Origin of the sequence: Modestobacter sp. VKM Ac-2977 (genome assembly GCF_026968045.1) — a bacterium.
In the GTDB taxonomy this organism is placed as follows: domain Bacteria; phylum Actinomycetota; class Actinomycetes; order Mycobacteriales; family Geodermatophilaceae; genus Modestobacter.
In genome coordinates, this window is sequence record NZ_JAPVBQ010000003.1 from 94,350 (window position 1) to 113,687 (window position 19,338).

Consider the following 19,338-nt stretch of genomic DNA (forward strand, 5'->3'; position numbering starts at 1 on the left):
CAACATCGCGCAACGCTGATGAGAGGGAGTGCGCGCATGGCGATCGTCCTCGGGCCCAACCAGTACGGGAAGGCGGAGGTGCGGGTCGTCGCGGTCGACCGCTCCACCGCGCGGCACTCCCTCGTCGACCTGGACGTCAGCACCGCGTTGCGCGGTGACTTCGCGGCCGCACACACCGCCGGCGACAACGCCCACGTGCTGACGACGGACGCCCAGAAGAACACCGTCTTCGCCTTCGCCCGCCACGGGATCAGCTCGCCCGAGGAGTTCGGCCTGCGGCTGGCCCGGCACCTCGCCGGCACCTACGACTGGGTCACCGGGGCCCGGGTGGCGATCGACTCCTACGGCTGGGACCGGATCACCGTGGGCGGGGCGCCGCACGACCACGCCTTCTCCCGCACCGGCGGTGACGTGCGCACCGCGGTGGTGACCGTGGACGGCGCGGACGTGCACGTGCTCGCCGGGCTCGGCGACCTCGTCGTCCTCAAGACCACCGGCTCGGAGTTCCGGGGCTTCCCCCGCGACCGCTACACCACCCTGCCGGAGACCACCGACCGGATCCTGGCCACCGCGGTCACCGCGCGCTGGCGGTACACCGGGCTGGACGTCGACTGGGACGCCAGCTACGACGCCGTCCGGACGACGCTGCTGGAGACCTTCGCCGCGACCCACTCCCTGGCGCTGCAGCAGTCGCTCTACGCGATGGGCGAGGCGGTGCTCGAGCAGCACGCCGACGTGGCCGAGGTGCGGATGTCCATGCCGAACAGGCACCACAACCTGGCGGACCTCTCGGCGTTCGGGCTGGACAACACCCTCGAGGGCCCGGGCGCGGTGGTCTACCACGCCGCCGACCGGCCCTACGGGCTGATCGAGGGCACGGTGCTGCGGGACGACGTCCCGGCGGCGCCGGCCGCCTGGCTGGGCACCCCGGGCTACTGCTGACGCGTCCGGGAGGTGTGCGGCGCCCTCCCCCAGGGGTAGCAGCCCCCAGCGACACCTCGGACGCACGGCCCAGCCCCGGCCCTCTCCACCGTGGTCGTCAGCTCCCGGAGAGGGAGGCATGGACCTCACGCAGGAGTTCGCTGCCCGCGTCACCGCTGCCGAGTCGGAGCTGCCCGGCCCGGAGCTGTTGCCCCTGCGGCTGGCCCGCGCCTGCGCGCAGGTGCTGCCGGTCGCCGGCGCCGGGCTCAGCGTCTACTTCTCCGCCGACCGGCGGTTGCCGCTGGGTGGCAGCGGCCAGGAGGCCGGCATCGCGGAGCGCCTGCAGTTCACCGTCGGCGAAGGACCCTGCCTGACCGCACACAGCAGCGGCAACCCGGTGCTCGCCGACGAGGACGAGCTGCGCACCCGCTGGCCGGCGTTCCACGACGCGCTCGTCGCGCGCACCGCCATCCGGGGTGTCATCGCCCTGCCGCTGCACGGCGGACTGCAGGGCATCGGCGCGCTGGACCTGTTCGTGGAGCCGCCCGGCTCCGTCCGGGACCTGGGTCTCGCCGACGCGCTCACGGTCACCACCGCACTCAGCGACAGCTTCGCCGCCGCGCTGGACCAGGAGCCGCGCAGCGAGTCCGGGCCCGCCTGGTTGGACGCGCCCGCCGCCGGTCGCCGGGCGCTGGTCTGGCAGGCGGTCGGCTTCGTGAGCATCGGGTTGGAGCTGGACAGCACCGATGCGCTGGCCCTGCTGCGCGCCAGGGCCTACGGATCGGACCGGGACCTCGACGAGGTGGCCGAGGCCGTGCTGGAGGACCGGCTCAGCCTGGCCGACCTGTCGCAGGCCGCCGAGACCGGGCACTGAGGCCGGTGCGGCCGGCAGGTCCGGCCGCACCGGCAGGTCAGCGCTGGAAGCTGTCCACCGACTTCTGCAGGCCCTCCGACATCCGCACCAGGTCGCCGGTGGCCGTCTGCATCTCGGCCACACCGGTGTGGGTCTCCTGAGCTGCCCGGGCGACCTCGGCGACCGTCTCGGCGATCGACCGTCCGCTCTGCGCGGCCTCACCGATGGCCCGGCTCATCTCGTTCGTGGTGGCGGTCTGCTCCTCGACCGCCGAGGCGATCGTCGTCTGGTAGTCGTTGATCTGGGCGATGACCGACGTGACCCCGCCGATGGCACCGACGGCGCTGTCGGTGTCGGCCTGGATGGCCTCCACCCGTCGGGCGATGTCCTCGGTGGCCTTCGCCGTCTCCTGGGCCAGCTCCTTCACCTCGTTGGCGACCACCGCGAAGCCCTTGCCGGCCTCCCCGGCACGCGCCGCCTCGATGGTGGCGTTCAGCGCCAGCAGGTTGGTCTGCTCGGCGATCGAGGTGATCACCTTGACCACGTTGCCGATCTCCACCGAGGACTCACCCAGGCGGGCCACCGTCTGGTTGGCGCTCTCCGCCGCGGTCACCGCGCTCCCGGCCACCCGCGCGGCCTCGGCGGCGTTGTGCGCGATCTCCCGGATCGACGCGCCCATCTCCTCCGCGCCGGTGGCGACGGCGTCGATGGAGCTGCTGACCTCCTTGGCTGCTGCGGTCACCGTGTCGGCCCGCCCGGTGGACCGCTCGGCAGCGCCGGCGATCGTCTCGCCGGTGCACGACAGGGTCTGGGCCGCCTCCTCCAGCAACCGCGAGGCCTCACCGACCTCGTCGACCACGTCGGACACCCGCTCGAGCGTGGCGTTCAGCGCGCCGGCGAGCTGGTCGAGTTCGTTGCGCCCGGCGCCGGTGTCCAGCCGCTCGTGCAGGTCCCCGGTCGCCAGGACGTCGGTCATCCGGCGCAGCGGCCGGGTGACGCTGCGGGACACCAGCAGCGAGATCAGGACGATCACCAGCACCACCGGCGTGGCCCACAGGGTCAGGGAGAGCAGGTGGTCGAGGAAGGCGCCGTTCAGGTCGGTGACGTAGATGCCCGAGCCGACGACCCAGCCCCAGGGCTCGTAGCCCGCGACGAAGGAGATCTTCGCCTGCGGCTCCTCCTCGTCCGGCTTGGGCCACATGTACTCGACGAAGCCGCTGCCGTCGCTCTCGACGACCTGCACCATCTCCACGAACAGCGCCTTGCCGGTCGGGTCGGTGTTGCCGGTGAGGTCGGTGCCGTCCATCTCGGGCTTGATGGGGTGCATGACCATCGTCGGGTTCATGTCGTTGATCCAGAAGTACTCGGTACCGGAGTACCGGAGCCCGCTGAGCGCGCTCCTGGCCTGGGCCTGCGCCTGCTCCCGGGTCAGCGCACCGCTGGCCTCCTGCTCGCCGTAGAAGGCGACGACGCCGAGCACCGCCTCGACCGCGGACTGCGCCTTGTTGCGCTGCTCCGCCTCGATGGTCTGGCGCACCTGGAGGGCCCCGATGACGGCGATGGTGCCCATGCCGACCACGGCCGCCAGCACCAGTGCCAAGAGCCGGGTGCTGATCCGGATCCGGCGCAACCCCCCGCCGGTGAGGACGTCCCGCAGTCGTGTGCCCATGCCGTGCTCCCGTCGTCGACGGCGTGGATGCCGTAACGGGGTTCTCGACCGGACGCCACGGAAGTCCAGTCGAGACGGGTATCACAATCCGATCGCAACACTCGGACGACGGGCCGCACGCGTCCGTCTTGTGCATCACACGTCCACCGGGCCGGCCGGCCGGTCGCCGCTGTCCGCGCCTGCCACGATCGGTACGTGAGCGCCGAACGGGAGACCCTGACCTACGAGGACTTCGGCCGGGCGGCGAGGGAGCTGGCCCAGCAGGTGGCCGACAGCGGCTACCGACCCGACCTGATCCTGGCCATCGCCCGCGGCGGCCTGTTCCTCGGCGGCGCACTCGGCTACGCCCTCGACGTGAAGAACCTCTTCGTGATGAACGTCGAGTTCTACACCGGCGTCGACGAGCGGCTCGAGCTGCCGGTGGTGCTGCCGCCGACGCTCGACGTCGTCGACCTGACCGGCGCGAAGGTGCTCATCGCCGACGACGTCGCTGACACCGGCAAGACCCTGGAACTGGTCGAGGAGTTCTGCGCCGGACACGTCACCGAGGTGCGCACCGCCGTCGTCTACGAGAAGCCGCGGTCGCTGGTGACCTGCGACTACGTCTGGAAGAGGACCGACGCCTGGATCGACTTCCCGTGGTCGGCCCTCCCACCGGTGGTCTCCCGCGGCGGCAGCGGCCACTAGGAGGACCCTTGCGGCAGAGCCGCAAGAGCTAACGGCGCGTGGAAGCCGTGATCGTGAACGTGGGGTCGCGGGTCACCTGGCGGGTCGGCCCGACGATGCGGCGCAGCGCGTCGCGGTGCGGCAGGTGGCTGTTGTAGACGCACCACAGCTCGCCGCCCGGCCGCAGCACCCGGGCTGCGGCGGCGAACAGCCGTTCGGCCGCTGCGGCGTGCACGGCGACGCCGAGGTGGAACGGCGGGTTGCAGACGACGAGGTCGACGCTGCCGTCCGGGACGCCGGCGGCGGCGTCGTCGCGGGTGACCGTGACCCGCTCGGCCAGCCCGTTGGCGGCGACGGTCGCCGAGGCCGATGCGCAGGCCGCCGCCGACTGGTCCGACGCGATGACCGACAGCCCCGGCCGGGCCGCGGCGAGCCCCACGGCCAGCACCCCGGTGCCGCAGCCGAGGTCCAGCGCCGTCGCGGCGTCCGGCACGGCGCCGGGGAGCGAGCGGAGCAGCGCCCGGGTGCCGCGGTCGACCTTCGCGCCGGCGAAGGCCGCGCCGTGGGCGCACACGGTCATCCCGAGGTCGGGGTGCTCCCGGCAGACGGGGAAGGACGACGTCCCCGGCTTCGGCCCCCGGGCGACCAGCAGCCGGGACTTCTGCCGGCCACGGGTCGCGTGCACGTCGCCGAAGCTCTCGGCCAGGACGTCGTTCATCGCGTGGGTCATGTGCTTGACCCGCCCGCCGACCAGGAAGGTGACGTCGGGGTCGGCGTCGGCGGCGACCACCTCGGCGAGCTCGCGCAGCGCGTCGAGCCCCTTGGGCGCCTGCGCGAGCACCACCCGCGCCCCGCGCACCAGCTCGGCCCCCAGCGGCAGCGACCGGTAGGTGCCGGCGTGCCCGGTGCGCTCGGCGTTGCCGGCCAGGGCCAGCTCACCGACCAGCAGGTCCTGGTGCACCCGGACCCCGGTCGCGCCGTGCAGCGCCACCGCGCCCAGGGTGAGCGCACCGTGCGAGTCGTCTAGCACGACCACACCGTCCGGGTGCTGCCCGATCAGCTCGGCCGCCTCGTCGAGCAGCAGGCGGTCGGTCGCGTCGACGGCGACCAGTTCGGGCGCATCGACGTCGGGCTCGCGGCGGAGCTGGGCGAACAGTTCGTCGGGGGCCACGTCCCCACTGTGCCGGGCGGCCCGCGTGAGCCCGACACCGACCCGTGCACCTGATCGGGTGATCTCGTTTCGGAAAGGCGGCCACGATGCCGATGAGGACAAGGCCGATCGTGGCTCCACGGGCGGCGGGAGACCAGCCACGGGAGACCTCATGCCCCGCACCACGCGCCTGCCGGGCGCCCAGTGGTTCGCCGACCGGCCGGTACGGATCAAGATCCTCGCGTCCACGGCCGCCGCCGGCGTCGTTGCGTCGGTGATCGGCGGACTCGGCCTGACCGCGCTCGCCGACTCGGCGGCGACCAGTGAGGCGATCTACGCCGACAACGTCCTCAGCATCGAGGAGATCGGCCTGATGATCGACGACGTCGAGCAGATCCGGCTGGCGATCAGCACCGCGACCGCCATCGACACCCACGCCCCACAGCTGTCCGACGTCCACACGCTGATCGCCGACTACGAGCACCAGGTGAACGCCTACGCCGCGACCCACCAGACCGGGCGGGAGCACGACCTGCTCGTCGAGGCGACGGACGACCTGGCCCAGATCGACACGCTGACCAGCGCCGTCCTGGTGCCCGCCGCCGCAGCTGGCGGTGGGACGACCGCAGTGCCGCCCGGGGCCGAGGAGGTCGACCCGCTGCTCACCGAGGTGATCGCAGACCTCGACGAGCTGCGTGCCATCGACACCCGCGAGGCGGCGGCCGCGGCGGCCAACGCCCGCGAGTCCTACGAGCACCACCGGACCATCGCCCTCGTGGTGCTGGGGGTGGGGTTGGCGGTCGCCGCGGGCATCGGTCTGCTGGTGGCCTCGGTCATCACCCGGGGCATCCGCTCGGTGCAGCACGTCGCCGAGGGGCTGGCCCAGGGTGACCTGACCCGTAGCACCGGGCTGACCAGCAAGGACGAGCTCGGCCGGATGAGTGCCGCGCTCGACGAGGCGACCGGCACGATGCGTGGCGTGCTCGCCGAGGTCGGCTCGTCCGCCGACGCGGTCGCCGCCGCCGCGGAGGAGCTGTCCGCCTCCGCGGCGCAGATCGCCTCCTCGGCCGAGGAGACCAGCACCCAGTCCCAGGTGGTGAGTGCGGCCGCCGAGGAGGTGTCCCGCAGCGTCAGCACCGTCTCGGCGGGCGCGGAGGAGATGGGCGCATCGATCCGGGAGATCTCGCTCAGCGCCAACGCAGCGGCCGGCGTCGCCGCCCAGGCGGTGGCCCAGGCCCGGGAGGCGACCACGACGGTCACCGCCCTCGGCGAGTCCAGCCGGGAGGTCACCGCGGTGGTCAAGCTGATCACCTCGATCGCCGAGCAGACCAACATGCTCGCCCTCAACGCCACCATCGAGGCCGCCCGGGCCGGTGAGGCCGGCAAGGGCTTCGCCGTCGTGGCCGGTGAGGTCAAGGAGCTGGCCGAGCAGACCGCCCGGGCCACCGAGGAGATCGTCCGTCGGGTGGAGGCGATCCGGGCCGACTCCGCCGGAGCGGTCACCGCCATCGACGGGATCAGCGGCGTGATCGGGCTGATCAGCGACCACCAGACGACGATCGCCAGCGCCGTGGAGGAGCAGACCGCGACCACCGCGGAGATGGCCCGGTCGGTGACCGAGGCGGCGGGCGGCTCGAACGAGATCGCCGCGAACATCACCGGCGTCTCCCAGGCCGCGGACTCCACGACCCAGGCGCTGACCCAGACCACGACGGCGGTGGCCGAGCTCTCCCGGATGGCGACCGGCCTGCGCGGGGCGGTGGGCCGCTTCACCTGGTGACGCAAGGCCCAGGAGTCGAGGCCAGCCCACCCCGACCGTAGCGCTGTACTGCCTCGCCCGGCATCGCATCCTGCTGACGGAACCGGTGCGACAGCACGTCCGCCTCGCAACTGACGGACGCGGCTTCCAGCTGACAGAACGGGCGGCGGTTATCGGCGTTTACGTCATGGACGGCGGCGCAGTACCGGACGAGCTCAATCGAGAGTCATGGCGTGCCGCTTCACCGGTTCGTGAGGTCATCGACTGCCCGAGGATCGCCAGGCTCTGGCTCTGGTCAGGATCGCCTGGATGACGTCGGACTTGGCGTCGGCGTAGTCGTTCATGTCGGCCCACTGCTGTTTCGCCAGCGCACGCTTCGTGGTGGCGTACAGGTTTCGATCCTGCGCTGACTGACGCAGCCAATCGCGCAGGTCGAGGTAGTCGGTCACTGCCGGTGAATCGGGCTGATAGACGTGGATGTGCACGTCCCGCTCGGGTGTGCGGAACATGCGGTGGCCGGGTTCCCGTACCCGCTGCGGGAACCCGGCCGCCTCCAGGGCGGGTGCGTAGGCCGATTCGTCCTCCACATCGGCGACGGTCACGAGCACGTCCACGACGGGCTTGGCCGCCAGTTCGGGGACGGCGGTACTGCCGATGTGCTCGATGGAGAGGCCGCGAGCGCCCAGAGCGTCGCGTATGCGGGTGCGTACTACCGAGAAGCGCGCGGGCCACCCCCGCTCGTACTCCCGGACGACGATCGTCACCGGCTCGCGGCCACCGATCAGCACCGACTGCAGGTAGGCGTCCCGGTCCGCGCTCGAATCCACCAGACGAGGCTAGGTGCGAGAGGCCTCTTGAGAGCTGCCAGCACAACCGGGGTGCTGACCGAGACCGCCCGTTGACGGACTGCCCGAAACCTGACCGTTTTCGGGACGATAAGCGCTGGCGCCCCTGCGGGTGCGGTTCACGGTTGCCTCACCCGATGTGCCAGGAGAGCCGGGTCGATCTTCGAGAGCCCGCGGGTGATGGAAAGGCGCTTCGCGCGTGTCGCGCTGGCTGGTGGCATGCGTCGTGCGCGACTCATCGACGGTAGGCGATCAGATCGAAACCAGTCCGACAACTTCCGGCGGAACGGTGTCGCCTCAACGCGGCACGCCGTCGGACTGGTTCACGTGCTTCAGCCGAAGACCCAGAAGATGATCCCCACCGCAAGGTAATAGGTGGGGATCATCAGGGCCGGCACCAAGGCGATCCAGCCTGATCGCTGGGCTGCCCTGTTCGCTCGCGGCTCAGGGGCGAGAGGGGAGGTGACGAGATCGTCGGCGGAGTCGCCAGTCAGCTCGCGGTACTCGAGCCAGGACAGGGCGAGCACCACCATGAAGAGCACGATCGCGATCACTGCCGGTGATACCGGAACAACGGTCGCTGACGAAGTCCCACTGGCTGCTGCGGCTCCCACACCAGCCGCGGTGACCACGGCGAAGAGGGCGGCGCCCACCACCCAAGGGTGCGCGAACAGCGGGCGCAGCACTCGAGGTAGGCACAGCAGCGCGGCCGCGACCACGGCGAGACAGCCGAGCTGCACCAGGTTGTAGGTCAGTGGCTCACCACTGACCCAGTTACGGATCGCAGCGGTGCCCACGAGCATGGCCAGCACCTGACCGGCGCCGAGAGCGGCGATGGTCCACACCCCGGACACGCGCTCAGGAGAGCTCTCCGCATCGATCTCCCGGGCGTAGTCGGTGGGATCACCGAACGCTGCCGATGGGGGTTCACCGGTCTCCGTGCAGTGGCCCTCCACCTCGCCCAGGCGCTCCCCGATCACCGGGCCCGGGACGTCCCGCAGCCGCAGCTCGAGCACGAACGCACTGCACCACTCCTGGTGGGCCCGGACGAACGGACGCTCCCAGACTTCCTGCGGTGCGGCCTGCACGCCGGGGGACTCGCTCATGCTGAACTCCTCGAGGAGTGGGTGGAGTGGACGAAGGCGTCGCCGCCCGCGGCAAGGTGGACGCCGACCCGGGCCGAGAACGCCTCCCACCGGGTGAGGCCGTGCTCCAGCTCGGCGCGGCCGGCGTCGGTGAGGGTGAAGTACTTGCGCCCCGGACCGGTGTCACCGGTCCGCCAGTCGACGATGACCAGCTCGTTCTTCTCGAGCCGGGCCAGCAGCGGGTAGAGCGTGCCGCCCTTGATGTCGCCGAAGCCCGCGTCGGCCAGCCGACCGGCGATGGCATAGCCGTAGGTGGGCCCATCGGCCATGACCCGCAAGACGCACAGCTCGAGGACCCCGCGGAGCCACTCGCTGGGCTGCGGTCCGGTCGGCACACCTTGATAGTGCCTCTACTCAGAGCGCCTGTCTAGTAGCTGCTGACCGAACTTCCCGGCGCGTCTCAGGCCGGGACCGTCCGCCCGTCCAAACGGAGTCCGAGCTCGCCACGCCGCCCAAGAGCTCGAACGCCCCGTTAGCGGACTGACCGGTACATCAGCGTTCTCGGCATGCAGAGCCGCCAGTAGCCCAAGGTGAGCGCTGCGTCCTGCTGCGGCCGACCGGCCGGCTACTGGCCCTTCTACCGAGAGCAACTAGCGGAAAACGGTCATCCTGCTCTGCGTCACCAAAAACGGGTTCCGAAACTACGGCCCACAACCACCCGTTTACGGACTGCCCGAAACCCAACCGTTATTGGGTCACGGAGGGGCGTTATCAAGGAGGCGCTTCCGCCCTCGCCTGAGACCCGATCAATCATCTACCGCCCGAGGACTGGGCTCGGTGGCCGAAATCGGTGGGCGCGCGACGTTCTTGGGCCGCTCCGGCTGACCAGCCAGCTCGGGGCTCGTCAGTCTTCGAGAACCCCGGCGAGGAGGAGTTGCGCCAGGGTGCGCGGGTCGTAGTGCGGGTCCGCGGTCCCACCGATGCACAGGTTCCCGATCCCCCGCATGAAGGCATAGGCGCTGATGCGGCGCTGCACGCCGCCCGCTGCGGTGGCCTCGTCGAGGAGCGTGCCGCAGACGGGTACGAGCCGGTCGACGAAGTAGGCGTGGAGGGCGTCGGATCCGGCGCTGTCGTGCTGTAGCGCTCCGGCCAGCCCGTGCTTGGTGACCAGGAAGTCCACGAAGAGGTCTACCCACGACTGCAGCGCGGCCCGCGGGGAGGACGACGTCGCGAGGAGGGCCGGTCCTGCTTCGGCGCAGGCTTCGACCTGGTGGCGGTACACCGCGACAACGAGTTCCGCCCGGGTCGGGAAGTGGCGGTAGATGGTCCCCACGCCCACCCCCGCCACCGCCGCGATCTCTCGCACCGGCGCGTCGACCCCGGAGGTGACGAACACGGCCGCCGCCGCCTCGAGCAGGGCCTGCTCGTTACGACGCGCGTCCACGCGCTTCGGCTTGGGCGACGGCCCTGCTGCTTCCGTTGTCTGCACCATCACATCACTTTTCGACGAGGACCTTGCCAAGCGGAACAACGCTCCGTTACCGTTATCGGAGCAACGTTCCGCTTGTGCAGCATGGCAGAGCGGACAGCCAGTAGGAAGAAGCACCCCATGAGCTCACCCATCGTCACCGCACTCGACGACATCGTCGGCGACGGTATCCCCGTCGTGTCCGTCGCTCCCCTGCCCCTGTCGGCGCCCGGGCGGGCGCTGCCGCTGGAGGTGCGGGTCTCGGCGCCGGCGACCGGTTTGGATCTGCCGATCCTGCTGTTCTCGCACGGCAACGGCTGGTCCCACGACGGCTACGCCCCGCTGACCGCCTACTGGGCGTCGCGGGGCTTCGTGGTGATCCAGCCGACCCACCTGGACTCGCGCCGCAACAGCATCTCCTTCGACGACCCGCGGTTCCCCACCATCTGGACGCAGCGCATCGAGGACATGACGCGCATCCTCGACCAGCTCGACACCATCGAGGCCGCCGCTCCGGGCCTCGCCGGCCGGATGGACCGCAGCCGCATCGCCGCAGCCGGGCACTCCTGGGGTGCCCAGACGGTGCAGTCCCTCCTCGGCGCCCGAGTCGTCGACACCGACGGCCACGTCGGTGAGGACATGTCCGACGAGCGCGTCAAGGCCGGCCTCCTGCTCGCCGCCACCGGCACCGGCGGGGAGCACCTTCACCCCTTCGCCAAGGCGAACTTCCCGTTCATGTACCCCTCGTTCGCGGAGCTGACCGCACCAACGCTCGTGGTCGCCGGCGACGCCGACCAGTCACGCATGTCCAGCCGCGGACCGGACTGGTTCACCGACGCCTACACCCTCAGCCCCGGCGCCACCGACCTGGTCACCTTCTTCGGCGCCGAGCACAGCCTGGGCGGCATCCCCGGCTACGAGGTCGCCGAGACCACCGACGAGAGCCCCGAGCGCGTCGCGGTTCTCCAGCGCCTCACGACCACCTACCTGCGCAGCCAGCTCATCCCGGCAGACAACAGCTGGGCAGCCGCACGTGCCGCGCTCAACGAGAGCACCGACCCCATCGGCAACGTCGTCACCAAGTAGCACCTCGAGTGGACCGCTGCCCCGCACCGCGCACCAGCGCTGCGGGACAGCGGCCCACCCGGTTTGCCCTCAGCCTCCCCAGCGCCGGGTCCAGGACTCAGCGCTGACCTCCATCCAGTGATTCTTGGCGACTACGACAAGCTGAAAGGCTCGACATGATCCTCGTGACCGGAGGCTCCGGCTTCATCGGCTCGCACACCGTCCGCGCCCTGCACGAACTCGGGGAGCAGGGCCTGCTCGTCCAGCGCAGCACCAGCCAGATCCCGGCCCAGCTGGCCGACCTGCCGGTGGCGGTGGAGCAGGGCGACGTCACCGACCTGGCGTCGCTGCTGGACATCGGCAGCCGCCACGCCGTCACCGGAATCGTGCACCTCGCCGGCTACGACGCCTGGCTCCCCAGCCCCGGCCCCGCGGTCCCCGCGATCCGCAAGGCACTCGACGGACTGCTCAACGTCATCGAGGCCGCCCAAGCGTGGGGCGTGCGGCGCGTCGGGGTCGCCAGCACCATCGGCGTCTACGGCGGCGCGGTCGTCAACGGGAACGCGCTGCGCGAGGACACCCCGGTGCTGCTCTCGGCCCCGCACCCGATCCCCCGGTCCAAGAAGATCAACGAGCTGCTGACCGAGCAACTGACCGAGACGACCGGCATCGAGATCATCAACTACCGGATCTCGGGCACCTGGGGCCCACTCGGCCACGAGGACCCCTTCTTCGCAGCCCCCGCGCTCATCCACGCCGCCGCACGCGGCACCGCCCCAGACCTGTCCAAGCTCCTCGTCCCGGTGCGCAGCACGGACTCCCTGGACCTCACCTACGTCAAGGACACCGGCCGGGCCATCGCCCTCCTGCAGCTGACCGACCAGCTCCACCACCGCACCTACAACGTCGCTTCCGGCCGCGCCACGTCCAACGCCGACATCATCGACGCGATCAGAGCAGTCGTCCCCGACGCCGCAATCGAGCTGCCGGCCGGCCCGGCCGCACCAGGAACCCACCTCGACATCCGCCGCATCAACCAGGACACCGGCTACCTGCCCGAGTACGACACCGACCGCGCCGCGGCGGACTACATCGCCTGGCTGAAAGCCGGCAACATCCGCTGAGAGCACGAGCCGAGGGAACGATGAGCAACTAGCGGAAATCGGCCGTGTTGCTCTGTGTGACCAGAAAGGGGTTCCGAAACAGCGGCCCACAACCACCCCTCAACGGACTGACCGGTACCCATGCGTTTTCGGTCCGACGAACACTGCCAAGGACCTACACCTGCAACTTCAGCTCACCAACGCGCTCGTCCTCGCTCATCTCGCCGGTCGGCCGGAAGCCCAGCCCGAGGTAGAAGGGCTCGGGGCTGCCGTGGCCGACGTGCCAAGTCGTCGTCAGGCGTGTGGTGCCGCGGCGACGGAGCTCGGCAGCGACGGCGTCGACGGCGAAACGGCCATGGCCGTGACCTTGATGTGCGGCAGCGATGTTGAGCCGCCACAGGCCAGACCGAAGGTCAGGCCCGGCGACGGGCCGGGCGAAGTTGAAGTCGAAGAACGCCATGAGGAAGCCGACCACTTGCCCGTCACACCGAATCAACCGCGGCCAGGCGCGCCGCCCGAACGCATAAGCCTCGGCCAGTGACTTCACGACCGGCGAGACCACGTGACTCTGGTCTGCGCGTACCTCGACGCCCAGTGCTTCGTCGATATTCTCGGGCGTGATGACTTCCAACGATCGCTCGGCCGTCATGCCGGCCAGGCTAGTGGGACGCGCCGACCGTCCCAGTGGCATAGGTGGGTCGGCCAGTGGGACGCCTGCGTTCCCACAGCGCTGACCGAAACCGCCCGTTAGCGGACTGACCAGCACCCGACCGTCTTAAGGCAGAGGTAGCGAAGAGCGACTAGCGGAAACGGCCATCTTGGTCTGCGCGCGACCAGAAAGGGGTTCCGAAACAGCGGCCCACAACCACCCGTGTCTGGGCCGCTCCCCGCACCACTCCACCCGTCGGGCATTCGCCCAGGTCGGCCAACGGGTCAACCGGCCCGGAACTCGTGCCCGAGATCAACGGCCCGAATCCGCGGGAAACTGACGTTTGTGGGCCGCTCTTCCCTACGGCGGCACGCAGATCTCACGGTCCGCCTGCCCTGTCCCGGCCTGGCTCATGCTGCGGGCAGCCCCGGGTGTTGGTCGTAGCTTGGGTGTCCCGGCTGCCAGAGATCGACCACGCGGTCGGCGGGTACCGGTGACCAGCAGATGACGTCTCCATGCGCGGGGGCTCCACGGTGGGCAGCAAGCAGCAGGTTGGCCAGCGGACCCCACCAGCTGTGTCGACGACCGACCGCGGTGAAGGGCAGGGCCACCACCACGATCGTCGGCTTGCCCAAAGTCTGCAGCCACGGCTTCAACGACATGGTGCCGGTGGCGAAGTAGATACCCTCTCCCCCCAGTGGAGCAGCAGCTCTTCGAATGCCTCCGAATCACGGTCGAAATCCCTGCCGCCGGCTACGAGCCAGACCTGCCCCTCCCGGGCACCTCGCCTCGGAAGGTCACCGCAGCCGTACATGTGCCCCCAAAAGAGCGCGTCGCTCTCTGGGGCCGTGATGGCGCCGGCCGCCCGCGCCGCCCGGATCTTCTGGTCGAACAGATGACGGCTGAACGGTTGTAAGCCCTCGGCCCAGATGCCGTCGACCTCGTGGTCGAGCAGGCGCGTGCAGTGGTAAGTGACCACGCTCCAGCCCGCCAGTGCCGACTCAAGAGTGCGGGACACCGCGTCGGGCACGGTTGCGTCTTGCCAGTGCTCTTCGTCGTCGAGAGCAGCGCTCCACCTGGCGACCTGCTCGTGCAGCTCCGCGGGCCACGTCGCCTTGTTGTCCGGGTCGATCAAAGGTGTGACTCCGGCCCGGTCAGTGATCGCGCAACTGCTCCGCGCCAATGTTGCTCGAGGCTGACGACAGTCCGTACTCCTCGCGGTACTCCGGATGGTCGGCGTAGGCCATGGCCAGCAACGTGACGGCCAACCCGAACCCGCTGGCCGCACCCCTCTCGAGTGGCGACCGACCGAACTCCTCCCGCCCACGGAACGCCCTCTGCGCGGACTCGACGATGCGCCGCTTGGCCAGACATTCCGCCAGCACGCGCTCGGGGTCCCACCGGACCATGTGCTGAGCCGACGGCTGGTGCATCGGCTGCTTCCAAGGACCGCAAGCAACCGGAGTAGGCGTGTCATCGAGGAAGACGGCGTCGCCGGCGTCGCTCCAGTACCAGCCGCCCACCACACGCTCTTTGACCTGTTGGAACGCGGCTCGGGCCACGGCCTCATCCTCGGCGATGCGAGCAAGCAGGAAGTCAGCCTGGTCGGTCACGGGGGCCATCATCCCGCCGCCGACCTTCAGGTTGGGTGATCCCGTGCATCACGTGGTCACAGGCGCACTCGTACAGGGCGGCCAGGTGCTCATGGCTCACCGCTCACCCAGTCGGCGGTGGTATCCGGACGTCTGGGACCTCCCCGGCAGCCACGTCGACCGCGGCGAGACCGAGCGCGAGGCTCTTCACCGGGAGCTGCACGAGGAACTGGGCATAGGGGCCACAGAGATTGTCCCGGAGCCCATCGCACGGATCAGCGAACGAGCAGCTGGCCTCGAGCTCAGCCTGTGGGTCGTGCGCGGGTGGATCGGAACTCCGACCAACACCCAGCCCCACGAGCACGACGTAACCAAGTGGGTTGGCCCCGATGAATTACCGCGCCTTCACCTTGCTCACGCCGACTACCTGAGGTACCTCACCGCACTGCTCACCCATTGAGGACGGACCGGCTGAACCCACCCGGTGCGAGGTCATCTCCGGCGAGGTCGCCCATAGGGCCCTTGATGGGTTCAGCGTCGTTCGGCTGAATGCTGGCAGCGGCACGGTCGCCGGCGTGGCAGATGGGGTCGCCATCCGGGCGGTCGCCTCGCGTACACCCCGCTGTCGCTTCGGGCGCCCAGCGTGCCGGCGGCGCTACCGGGGCGTGGCCGCGATCAGGTCGACGGTCACCTGGGCGAGCTGCGGGCCGACCTCCTCCTGGAGGAAGTGGCCGCCCCCCGCCAGCGTGGTGTGCGGCAGGCCCTGCGACCCGGGCACCAGCTTCTGGAACACCGCGTCGCCGCCGCCGGTGATCGGGTCGCTGTCGGAGAAGGCGGTGAGGAACGGCTTCTGCCAGGTGCGCAGCACCGCCCAGGCCGCCCGGTTGGCCTCGGCCGCCGGGTCGTCGGGGCTGGTGGGCACCAGCGACGGGAACACCCGGGCGCCGGCCTTGTACCGGCCGTCGGGGAACGGGGCGTCGTAGGCGGCGACCACCTCGGGCGCCATCTCCGTCGCCGTCCCGTTGGAGATGATCCGGCCGACCTTCATGTCCGTCATGCCGGCCGCGGCCCGCTGCCAGGCCAGGAAGGCCTCGCTCATCGGGTGGTCGCCGGTGGGCAGGCCGGTGTTGGCGACGACGACCCGGGCGAACCGGTCGGGGTGCTCGGCCACGAGGCGCAGGCCGAGCAGCCCGCCCCAGTCCTGGCAGACCAGGGTCAGGTCGGTGAGCGCCAGCTCCTCCAGCAGCGCCTGCCGGAGCCATGCCACGTGCCGGGCATAGCTGTAGTCGGTCAGCTCGGTGGGCTTGTCCGACCTGCCGAAGCCGACCAGGTCGGGGACGACGACGCGCAGCCCGGCCGCGGTCAGCACCGGGATCATCCGGCGGTAGAGGAACGACCAGGACGGCTCGCCGTGCAGCAGCAGCACCGTCTCGCCGTCGTCCGGGCCCTCGACGAGGACGGCCATCCGCAGCCGGCCGCCGTCCCCGTCGTCCACCTCGACGTACCGGGGCTCGTAGGGGAACTCCGGCAGATCGGTGAACCGGTCCTCGGGTGTGCGCAGCACGTCCATCGCAGGCCTCCTCGACTGGTGGGACGACGTCCCGACGCTATCGAGGAGGCCGGACGGTCACACGCCGGGGAGGCCGATCGGGCAGCTGACGCCGGTGGAGTTCACCGGGCAGTAGCCGCCGGGGACCTTGTACAGGTACTGCTGGTGGTAGCCCTCGGCGTAGAAGAAGTCGCCCAGCGGGGCGATCTCGGTGGTGATGTCGCCGTAGCCGGCCGCGGTCAGCCGCTCCTGGAACAGGTCGCGGCTCACCTTGGCGGCGGCCTCCTGCTCCGGGCCCTGGGTGTAGACGGCCGAGCGGTACTGGGTGCCGACGTCGTTGCCCTGCCGCATGCCCTGGGTCGGGTCGTGCTCCTCCCAGAACTCCTTCAGCAGGCGGTCGTAGGAGAGGACGGCCGGGTCGAAGACGACCAGCACCGCCTCGGTGTGGCCGGTGCGGGCCGAGCACACCTCCTCGTACGTCGGGTTGGGGGTGTGGCCGCCGGCGTAGCCCGCGGCGGTCGAGTACACGCCCGGGGTCTCCCAGAAGACCTTCTCCACCCCCCAGAAGCAGCCGGCGCCGAAGACGGCGGTCTGCAGGCCCTCGGGGAAGGGCGGCTGGATGCGGTTGCCGTTGACCGCGTGCACCTCGGGGATGCCGGGCAGCGGCTCGGTACGGCCGGTCAGGGCGTCCGCCGCGGTGACCGGCTGGGTCTTGGCGCGGGAGAAGAACATGCCTCGACTGTAGGTCCGTCCTGCAGGGCGTCCCGCCCTGCGCCAAGGTGGCGGGGACGCAAGGCAGCGCCACCGACGTGGAGGAGACCGCAGACACATGGGGACAGACGAGCTGTCGGGCCGGGTGGCCCTGGTGACCGGAGCGGCCAGCGGCCTGGGCCGGGCGGTCGCGGTCGCCCTGGCCGAGGCCGGGGCGACGGTCGCACTGGGCGACGTCGACACCGAGGGCGCGGAGAAGACCCGCGCCCAGATCGGCCGGGACGCCGAGGTGGTGGCGCTCGACGTCACCGACGACGCCGCCCGCCGCCGGGTGGTCGCCGACCTGTTCGCCCGGCACGGCGACCGGTTCGACCTGCTGGTGAACGTCGCGGGCATCGACCGCCCCGGCTACATCACCGACATCGACCTGGCCGACTACCGGATGGTGCAGGCGGTGAACTGCGAGGGCCCGGTCTTCCTGACCAGCGAGTTCCTCAAGACCGTGCAGCACCGCCCGGCCGACACCGTCGCCGACGTGGTGCACGTGACCTCGCTGTCGGCGGTGACCTCCGGGAGCGGGGCGATCGCCTACAACAGCTCGAAGGCCGCCTTCCGCAGCGCCACCCGGTGCATCCAGCGGGAGCTGCGGGAGAAGGGCACGGTCAGTGCGGACGGCACCGAGGTGCCCTTCCCGGCGCGGGTGCACAGCATCGTGCCGGCCGCGATGGACACCCCGATGATGGAGCGCTGGGGCATCCCGGCGCACCGGATGATGCCGCCGTCCGACGTGGCCCGGATGGTGCTGACCATGGTCACCATGCCGGACACCAGCTTCGTGCCCGAGGTCTTCGTGATCCCCCGCAACGAGCCGGACTTCCCGCGATGAGCATCTCCACCCGTGAGTGGCAGCTGGTCCGGCGCCCGCACGGCGAGCCGGTGGCCGAGGACTTCCGTCTCGTGACGACGGAGCGGCCGGACCCGGCGGACGGCGAGGTCGTGGTGCAGACCATCGCGATGTCGGTCGACCCGTACATGCGCGGCCGGATGAGCGCCGCGAAGTCCTACGCCGCCAGCTGGGAGCTGGGCGAGACGATGCAGGGCGGGACGGTCGGGCAGGTGATCGCGTCGCGGTCGGACGCCGTCCCCGAGGGCGCGCTGGTGCTGCACGGCCTGGGCTGGCGGGACGTCGCCGTCGTCCCGGCGAAGCACGTCTCCGTCGTCGAGCCGCTGCCGGGCCTGCCGCTGTCGCTGTACCTGGGCGTGCTCGGCATGCCGGGGCTCACCGCGTACGCGGGGCTGTTCCGGCTGGCCGGCTTCCGTGAGGGGGACGCCGTCTTCGTCTCGGGCGCGGCCGGGGCGGTGGGCAGCCTGGTCGGCCAGTTCGCCCGGCTGCGCGGGGCCTCACGGGTCGTGGGCAGCGCCGGGACGCCGGAGAAGGTGCGCTGGCTGCGCGAGGAGCTGGGCTTCTCTGCGGCGTTCGACTACCACGACGGAAAGGTCGCCGACCTGCTCGGCGCCGCCGCACCGGACGGGATCGACGTCTTCTTCGACAACGTGGGCGGGGAGCACCTGGAGGCGGCGATCGGCGCCTTCCGGACGTACGGGCGGGCCGCGCTGTGCGGGTCGATCTCCGGCTACAACGCGACCACCGCGCCGCCCGGGCCGCGGAACCTGGGGTTCATCGTCGGCAAGCAGCTGACGCTGCGCGGGTTCATCGTGGGCGACCACGCCGACCTGCGGCCGGAGTTCGTCGGCGCGGTGTCGGGGTGGCTGCAGGACGGCTCGCTCGTCGCCCGGGAGACGGTGGTCGACGGGCTGGACTCCGCCGTCGACGCGTTCCGGGCACTGCTGAGCGGTGGCAACACCGGGAAGATGGTCGTCCGGCTGGCGCCCGACCCGGCCTGACCCTCGCTGGGGTCGACCCGGTGATCACCACGGGCTGAGGGCTGTCTCCTGCTGATCGAGGCGACCCTCAGCCCGTGGTGATCATGGCGACCCGGTTGCCGGACGCCGGATCAGGGCAGAGTGCCGATCATGTGGCTCTTCCTCACCCGCCGTTTCCGCATGTGGGTCATCCTCACCGTCCTCGCGCCGCTGGCCACGAAGGTGCTGCGCAACCTGGGCCAGGCCCTGGAGAAGCGCAGCGGCCCCTCGGCGGTCAGCAACGGCCTGCTCAAGGCCGGCGACCTCGGGGAGAAGGCGCGTGTGAAGCTGGGCGGCAAGCGCCGCCGTTGACCGCCCCCACCCCGAGGA

At 70.9% G+C, this 19,338-nt stretch carries 21 protein-coding genes; 10 read left to right on the top strand and 11 right to left on the bottom strand.

Features of this window, described 5'->3' with window-relative positions; genetic code table 11:
* Positions 1-36: 36 nt before the first annotated feature.
* Positions 37-942, top strand: a complete 906-nt coding sequence (pucL, locus tag O2V63_RS13195) for a factor-independent urate hydroxylase (RefSeq protein WP_269168016.1) — start codon at positions 37-39, stop codon at positions 940-942.
* 118 nt (positions 943-1,060) lie between these two features.
* Entirely contained in the window at positions 1,061-1,795 is a 735-nt protein-coding gene (locus O2V63_RS13200; protein WP_269168017.1) for a GAF domain-containing protein, read from the top strand.
* Between the two features lie 37 nt (positions 1,796-1,832).
* Here O2V63_RS13200 and O2V63_RS13205 read toward each other — a convergent pair whose 3' ends face one another.
* Entirely contained in the window at positions 1,833-3,443 is a 1,611-nt protein-coding gene (locus O2V63_RS13205; RefSeq protein WP_269168019.1) for a methyl-accepting chemotaxis protein, read from the bottom strand.
* A 195-nt stretch (positions 3,444-3,638) separates the two neighbouring features.
* Between O2V63_RS13205 and O2V63_RS13210 the strand changes: the two genes are divergently transcribed.
* Positions 3,639-4,130 (top strand): phosphoribosyltransferase, encoded by a 492-nt coding sequence (locus O2V63_RS13210; RefSeq protein ID WP_269168020.1) that lies wholly within the window; start codon positions 3,639-3,641, stop codon positions 4,128-4,130.
* A 28-nt stretch (positions 4,131-4,158) separates the two neighbouring features.
* Here the strand turns inward: O2V63_RS13210 and O2V63_RS13215 are convergent, their stop codons facing one another.
* Positions 4,159-5,280 carry a class I SAM-dependent methyltransferase gene (locus O2V63_RS13215; protein ID WP_269168022.1) on the bottom strand — a complete coding sequence of 374 codons (1,122 nt, stop codon included), beginning with the start codon at positions 5,278-5,280 and terminating at the stop codon, positions 4,159-4,161.
* A 151-nt stretch (positions 5,281-5,431) separates the two neighbouring features.
* On the opposite strand from O2V63_RS13215, the gene O2V63_RS13220 reads away from it, so the two are divergent.
* A complete protein-coding gene (locus O2V63_RS13220) occupies positions 5,432-7,039 on the top strand; it encodes a methyl-accepting chemotaxis protein (RefSeq protein ID WP_269168024.1) in 1,608 nt (535 codons plus the stop codon).
* A gap of 236 nt (positions 7,040-7,275) precedes the next feature.
* On the opposite strand, the gene O2V63_RS13225 is transcribed toward O2V63_RS13220, so the two are convergent.
* The 4 genes from O2V63_RS13225 to O2V63_RS13240 form a co-directional block, all read right to left on the bottom strand.
* On the bottom strand, positions 7,276-7,845 hold the full coding sequence (locus tag O2V63_RS13225) for a GrpB family protein (protein ID WP_269168025.1): 570 nt from the start codon (positions 7,843-7,845) through the stop codon (positions 7,276-7,278).
* Between the two features lie 350 nt (positions 7,846-8,195).
* Positions 8,196-8,969, bottom strand: coding sequence for a hypothetical protein (locus O2V63_RS13230; RefSeq protein WP_269168026.1), 774 nt, complete (start codon positions 8,967-8,969; stop codon positions 8,196-8,198).
* A complete protein-coding gene (locus O2V63_RS13235; RefSeq protein WP_269168027.1) occupies positions 8,966-9,343 on the bottom strand; it encodes a PadR family transcriptional regulator in 378 nt (125 codons plus the stop codon). The genes O2V63_RS13230 and O2V63_RS13235 overlap by 4 nt, the downstream gene beginning before the upstream one ends.
* A gap of 509 nt (positions 9,344-9,852) precedes the next feature.
* Complete coding sequence (locus O2V63_RS13240) at positions 9,853-10,440, bottom strand: TetR/AcrR family transcriptional regulator (RefSeq protein WP_269168028.1); 588 nt, start codon at positions 10,438-10,440, stop codon at positions 9,853-9,855.
* 117 nt (positions 10,441-10,557) lie between these two features.
* On the opposite strand from O2V63_RS13240, the gene O2V63_RS13245 reads away from it, so the two are divergent.
* Together O2V63_RS13245 and O2V63_RS13250 are read left to right on the top strand one after the other, a co-directional pair.
* Positions 10,558-11,502 carry an alpha/beta hydrolase family protein gene (locus O2V63_RS13245; RefSeq protein ID WP_269168029.1) on the top strand — a complete coding sequence of 315 codons (945 nt, stop codon included), beginning with the start codon at positions 10,558-10,560 and terminating at the stop codon, positions 11,500-11,502.
* A gap of 155 nt (positions 11,503-11,657) precedes the next feature.
* Positions 11,658-12,605 (top strand): NAD-dependent epimerase/dehydratase family protein, encoded by a 948-nt coding sequence (locus O2V63_RS13250; protein WP_269168030.1) that lies wholly within the window; start codon positions 11,658-11,660, stop codon positions 12,603-12,605.
* A gap of 154 nt (positions 12,606-12,759) precedes the next feature.
* On the opposite strand, the gene O2V63_RS13255 is transcribed toward O2V63_RS13250, so the two are convergent.
* From O2V63_RS13255 to O2V63_RS13265, 3 genes are all read right to left on the bottom strand, one after another.
* Positions 12,760-13,233 (bottom strand): GNAT family N-acetyltransferase, encoded by a 474-nt coding sequence (locus O2V63_RS13255; RefSeq protein WP_269168031.1) that lies wholly within the window; start codon positions 13,231-13,233, stop codon positions 12,760-12,762.
* Positions 13,234-13,885: 652 nt separating this feature from the next.
* Positions 13,886-14,368, bottom strand: a complete 483-nt coding sequence (locus O2V63_RS13260) for a hypothetical protein (protein ID WP_269168032.1) — start codon at positions 14,366-14,368, stop codon at positions 13,886-13,888.
* A gap of 19 nt (positions 14,369-14,387) precedes the next feature.
* Entirely contained in the window at positions 14,388-14,846 is a 459-nt protein-coding gene (locus O2V63_RS13265) for a DUF6221 family protein (RefSeq protein WP_269168033.1), read from the bottom strand.
* Here O2V63_RS13265 and O2V63_RS20855 point away from each other — a divergent pair.
* On the top strand, positions 14,812-15,285 hold the full coding sequence (locus O2V63_RS20855) for an NUDIX domain-containing protein (RefSeq protein ID WP_442929027.1): 474 nt from the start codon (positions 14,812-14,814) through the stop codon (positions 15,283-15,285). The genes O2V63_RS13265 and O2V63_RS20855 overlap by 35 nt on opposite strands.
* 195 nt (positions 15,286-15,480) lie before the next feature.
* On the opposite strand, the gene O2V63_RS13270 is transcribed toward O2V63_RS20855, so the two are convergent.
* Together O2V63_RS13270 and msrA are read right to left on the bottom strand one after the other, a co-directional pair.
* Positions 15,481-16,395, bottom strand: a complete 915-nt coding sequence (locus tag O2V63_RS13270; RefSeq protein WP_269168034.1) for a haloalkane dehalogenase — start codon at positions 16,393-16,395, stop codon at positions 15,481-15,483.
* 57 nt (positions 16,396-16,452) lie between these two features.
* Complete coding sequence (gene msrA / locus O2V63_RS13275) at positions 16,453-17,106, bottom strand: peptide-methionine (S)-S-oxide reductase MsrA (protein ID WP_269168035.1); 654 nt, start codon at positions 17,104-17,106, stop codon at positions 16,453-16,455.
* A gap of 97 nt (positions 17,107-17,203) precedes the next feature.
* Between msrA and O2V63_RS13280 the strand changes: the two genes are divergently transcribed.
* The 3 genes from O2V63_RS13280 to O2V63_RS13290 all read left to right on the top strand — a co-directional run bounded on the left by O2V63_RS13280 (position 17,204) and on the right by O2V63_RS13290 (position 19,320).
* Entirely contained in the window at positions 17,204-17,971 is a 768-nt protein-coding gene (locus O2V63_RS13280; RefSeq protein WP_269168036.1) for an SDR family NAD(P)-dependent oxidoreductase, read from the top strand.
* Positions 17,968-18,990: an NADP-dependent oxidoreductase gene (locus tag O2V63_RS13285; RefSeq protein ID WP_269168037.1), complete on the top strand. Its 1,023-nt coding sequence runs from the start codon at positions 17,968-17,970 to the stop codon at positions 18,988-18,990. The genes O2V63_RS13280 and O2V63_RS13285 overlap by 4 nt, the downstream gene beginning before the upstream one ends.
* Before the next feature lie 129 nt (positions 18,991-19,119).
* Positions 19,120-19,320: a hypothetical protein gene (locus O2V63_RS13290; protein ID WP_269168038.1), complete on the top strand. Its 201-nt coding sequence runs from the start codon at positions 19,120-19,122 to the stop codon at positions 19,318-19,320.
* Positions 19,321-19,338 lie beyond the last annotated feature (18 nt).

What these genes read in the sequence shown, in the direction of transcription:
- pucL (WP_269168016.1), top strand. Translation starts at nt 37, where the DNA reads ATGGCGATCGTCCTCGGGCCCAACCAGTACGGGAAGGCGGAGGTGCGG.
- O2V63_RS13200 (WP_269168017.1), top strand. Translation starts at nt 1,061, where the DNA reads ATGGACCTCACGCAGGAGTTCGCTGCCCGCGTCACCGCTGCCGAGTCG.
- O2V63_RS13205 (WP_269168019.1), bottom strand. Translation starts at nt 3,443, where the DNA reads ATGGGCACACGACTGCGGGACGTCCTCACCGGCGGGGGGTTGCGCCGG.
- O2V63_RS13220 (WP_269168024.1), top strand. Translation starts at nt 5,432, where the DNA reads ATGCCCCGCACCACGCGCCTGCCGGGCGCCCAGTGGTTCGCCGACCGG.
- O2V63_RS13230 (WP_269168026.1), bottom strand. Translation starts at nt 8,969, where the DNA reads ATGAGCGAGTCCCCCGGCGTGCAGGCCGCACCGCAGGAAGTCTGGGAG.
- O2V63_RS13240 (WP_269168028.1), bottom strand. Translation starts at nt 10,440, where the DNA reads ATGGTGCAGACAACGGAAGCAGCAGGGCCGTCGCCCAAGCCGAAGCGC.
- O2V63_RS13245 (WP_269168029.1), top strand. Translation starts at nt 10,558, where the DNA reads ATGAGCTCACCCATCGTCACCGCACTCGACGACATCGTCGGCGACGGT.
- O2V63_RS13250 (WP_269168030.1), top strand. Translation starts at nt 11,658, where the DNA reads ATGATCCTCGTGACCGGAGGCTCCGGCTTCATCGGCTCGCACACCGTC.
- O2V63_RS13255 (WP_269168031.1), bottom strand. Translation starts at nt 13,233, where the DNA reads ATGACGGCCGAGCGATCGTTGGAAGTCATCACGCCCGAGAATATCGAC.
- O2V63_RS20855 (WP_442929027.1), top strand. Translation starts at nt 14,812, where the DNA reads ATGCGAGCAAGCAGGAAGTCAGCCTGGTCGGTCACGGGGGCCATCATC.
- O2V63_RS13270 (WP_269168034.1), bottom strand. Translation starts at nt 16,395, where the DNA reads ATGGACGTGCTGCGCACACCCGAGGACCGGTTCACCGATCTGCCGGAG.
- msrA (WP_269168035.1), bottom strand. Translation starts at nt 17,106, where the DNA reads ATGTTCTTCTCCCGCGCCAAGACCCAGCCGGTCACCGCGGCGGACGCC.
- O2V63_RS13280 (WP_269168036.1), top strand. Translation starts at nt 17,204, where the DNA reads ATGGGGACAGACGAGCTGTCGGGCCGGGTGGCCCTGGTGACCGGAGCG.
- O2V63_RS13285 (WP_269168037.1), top strand. Translation starts at nt 17,968, where the DNA reads ATGAGCATCTCCACCCGTGAGTGGCAGCTGGTCCGGCGCCCGCACGGC.
- O2V63_RS13290 (WP_269168038.1), top strand. Translation starts at nt 19,120, where the DNA reads ATGTGGCTCTTCCTCACCCGCCGTTTCCGCATGTGGGTCATCCTCACC.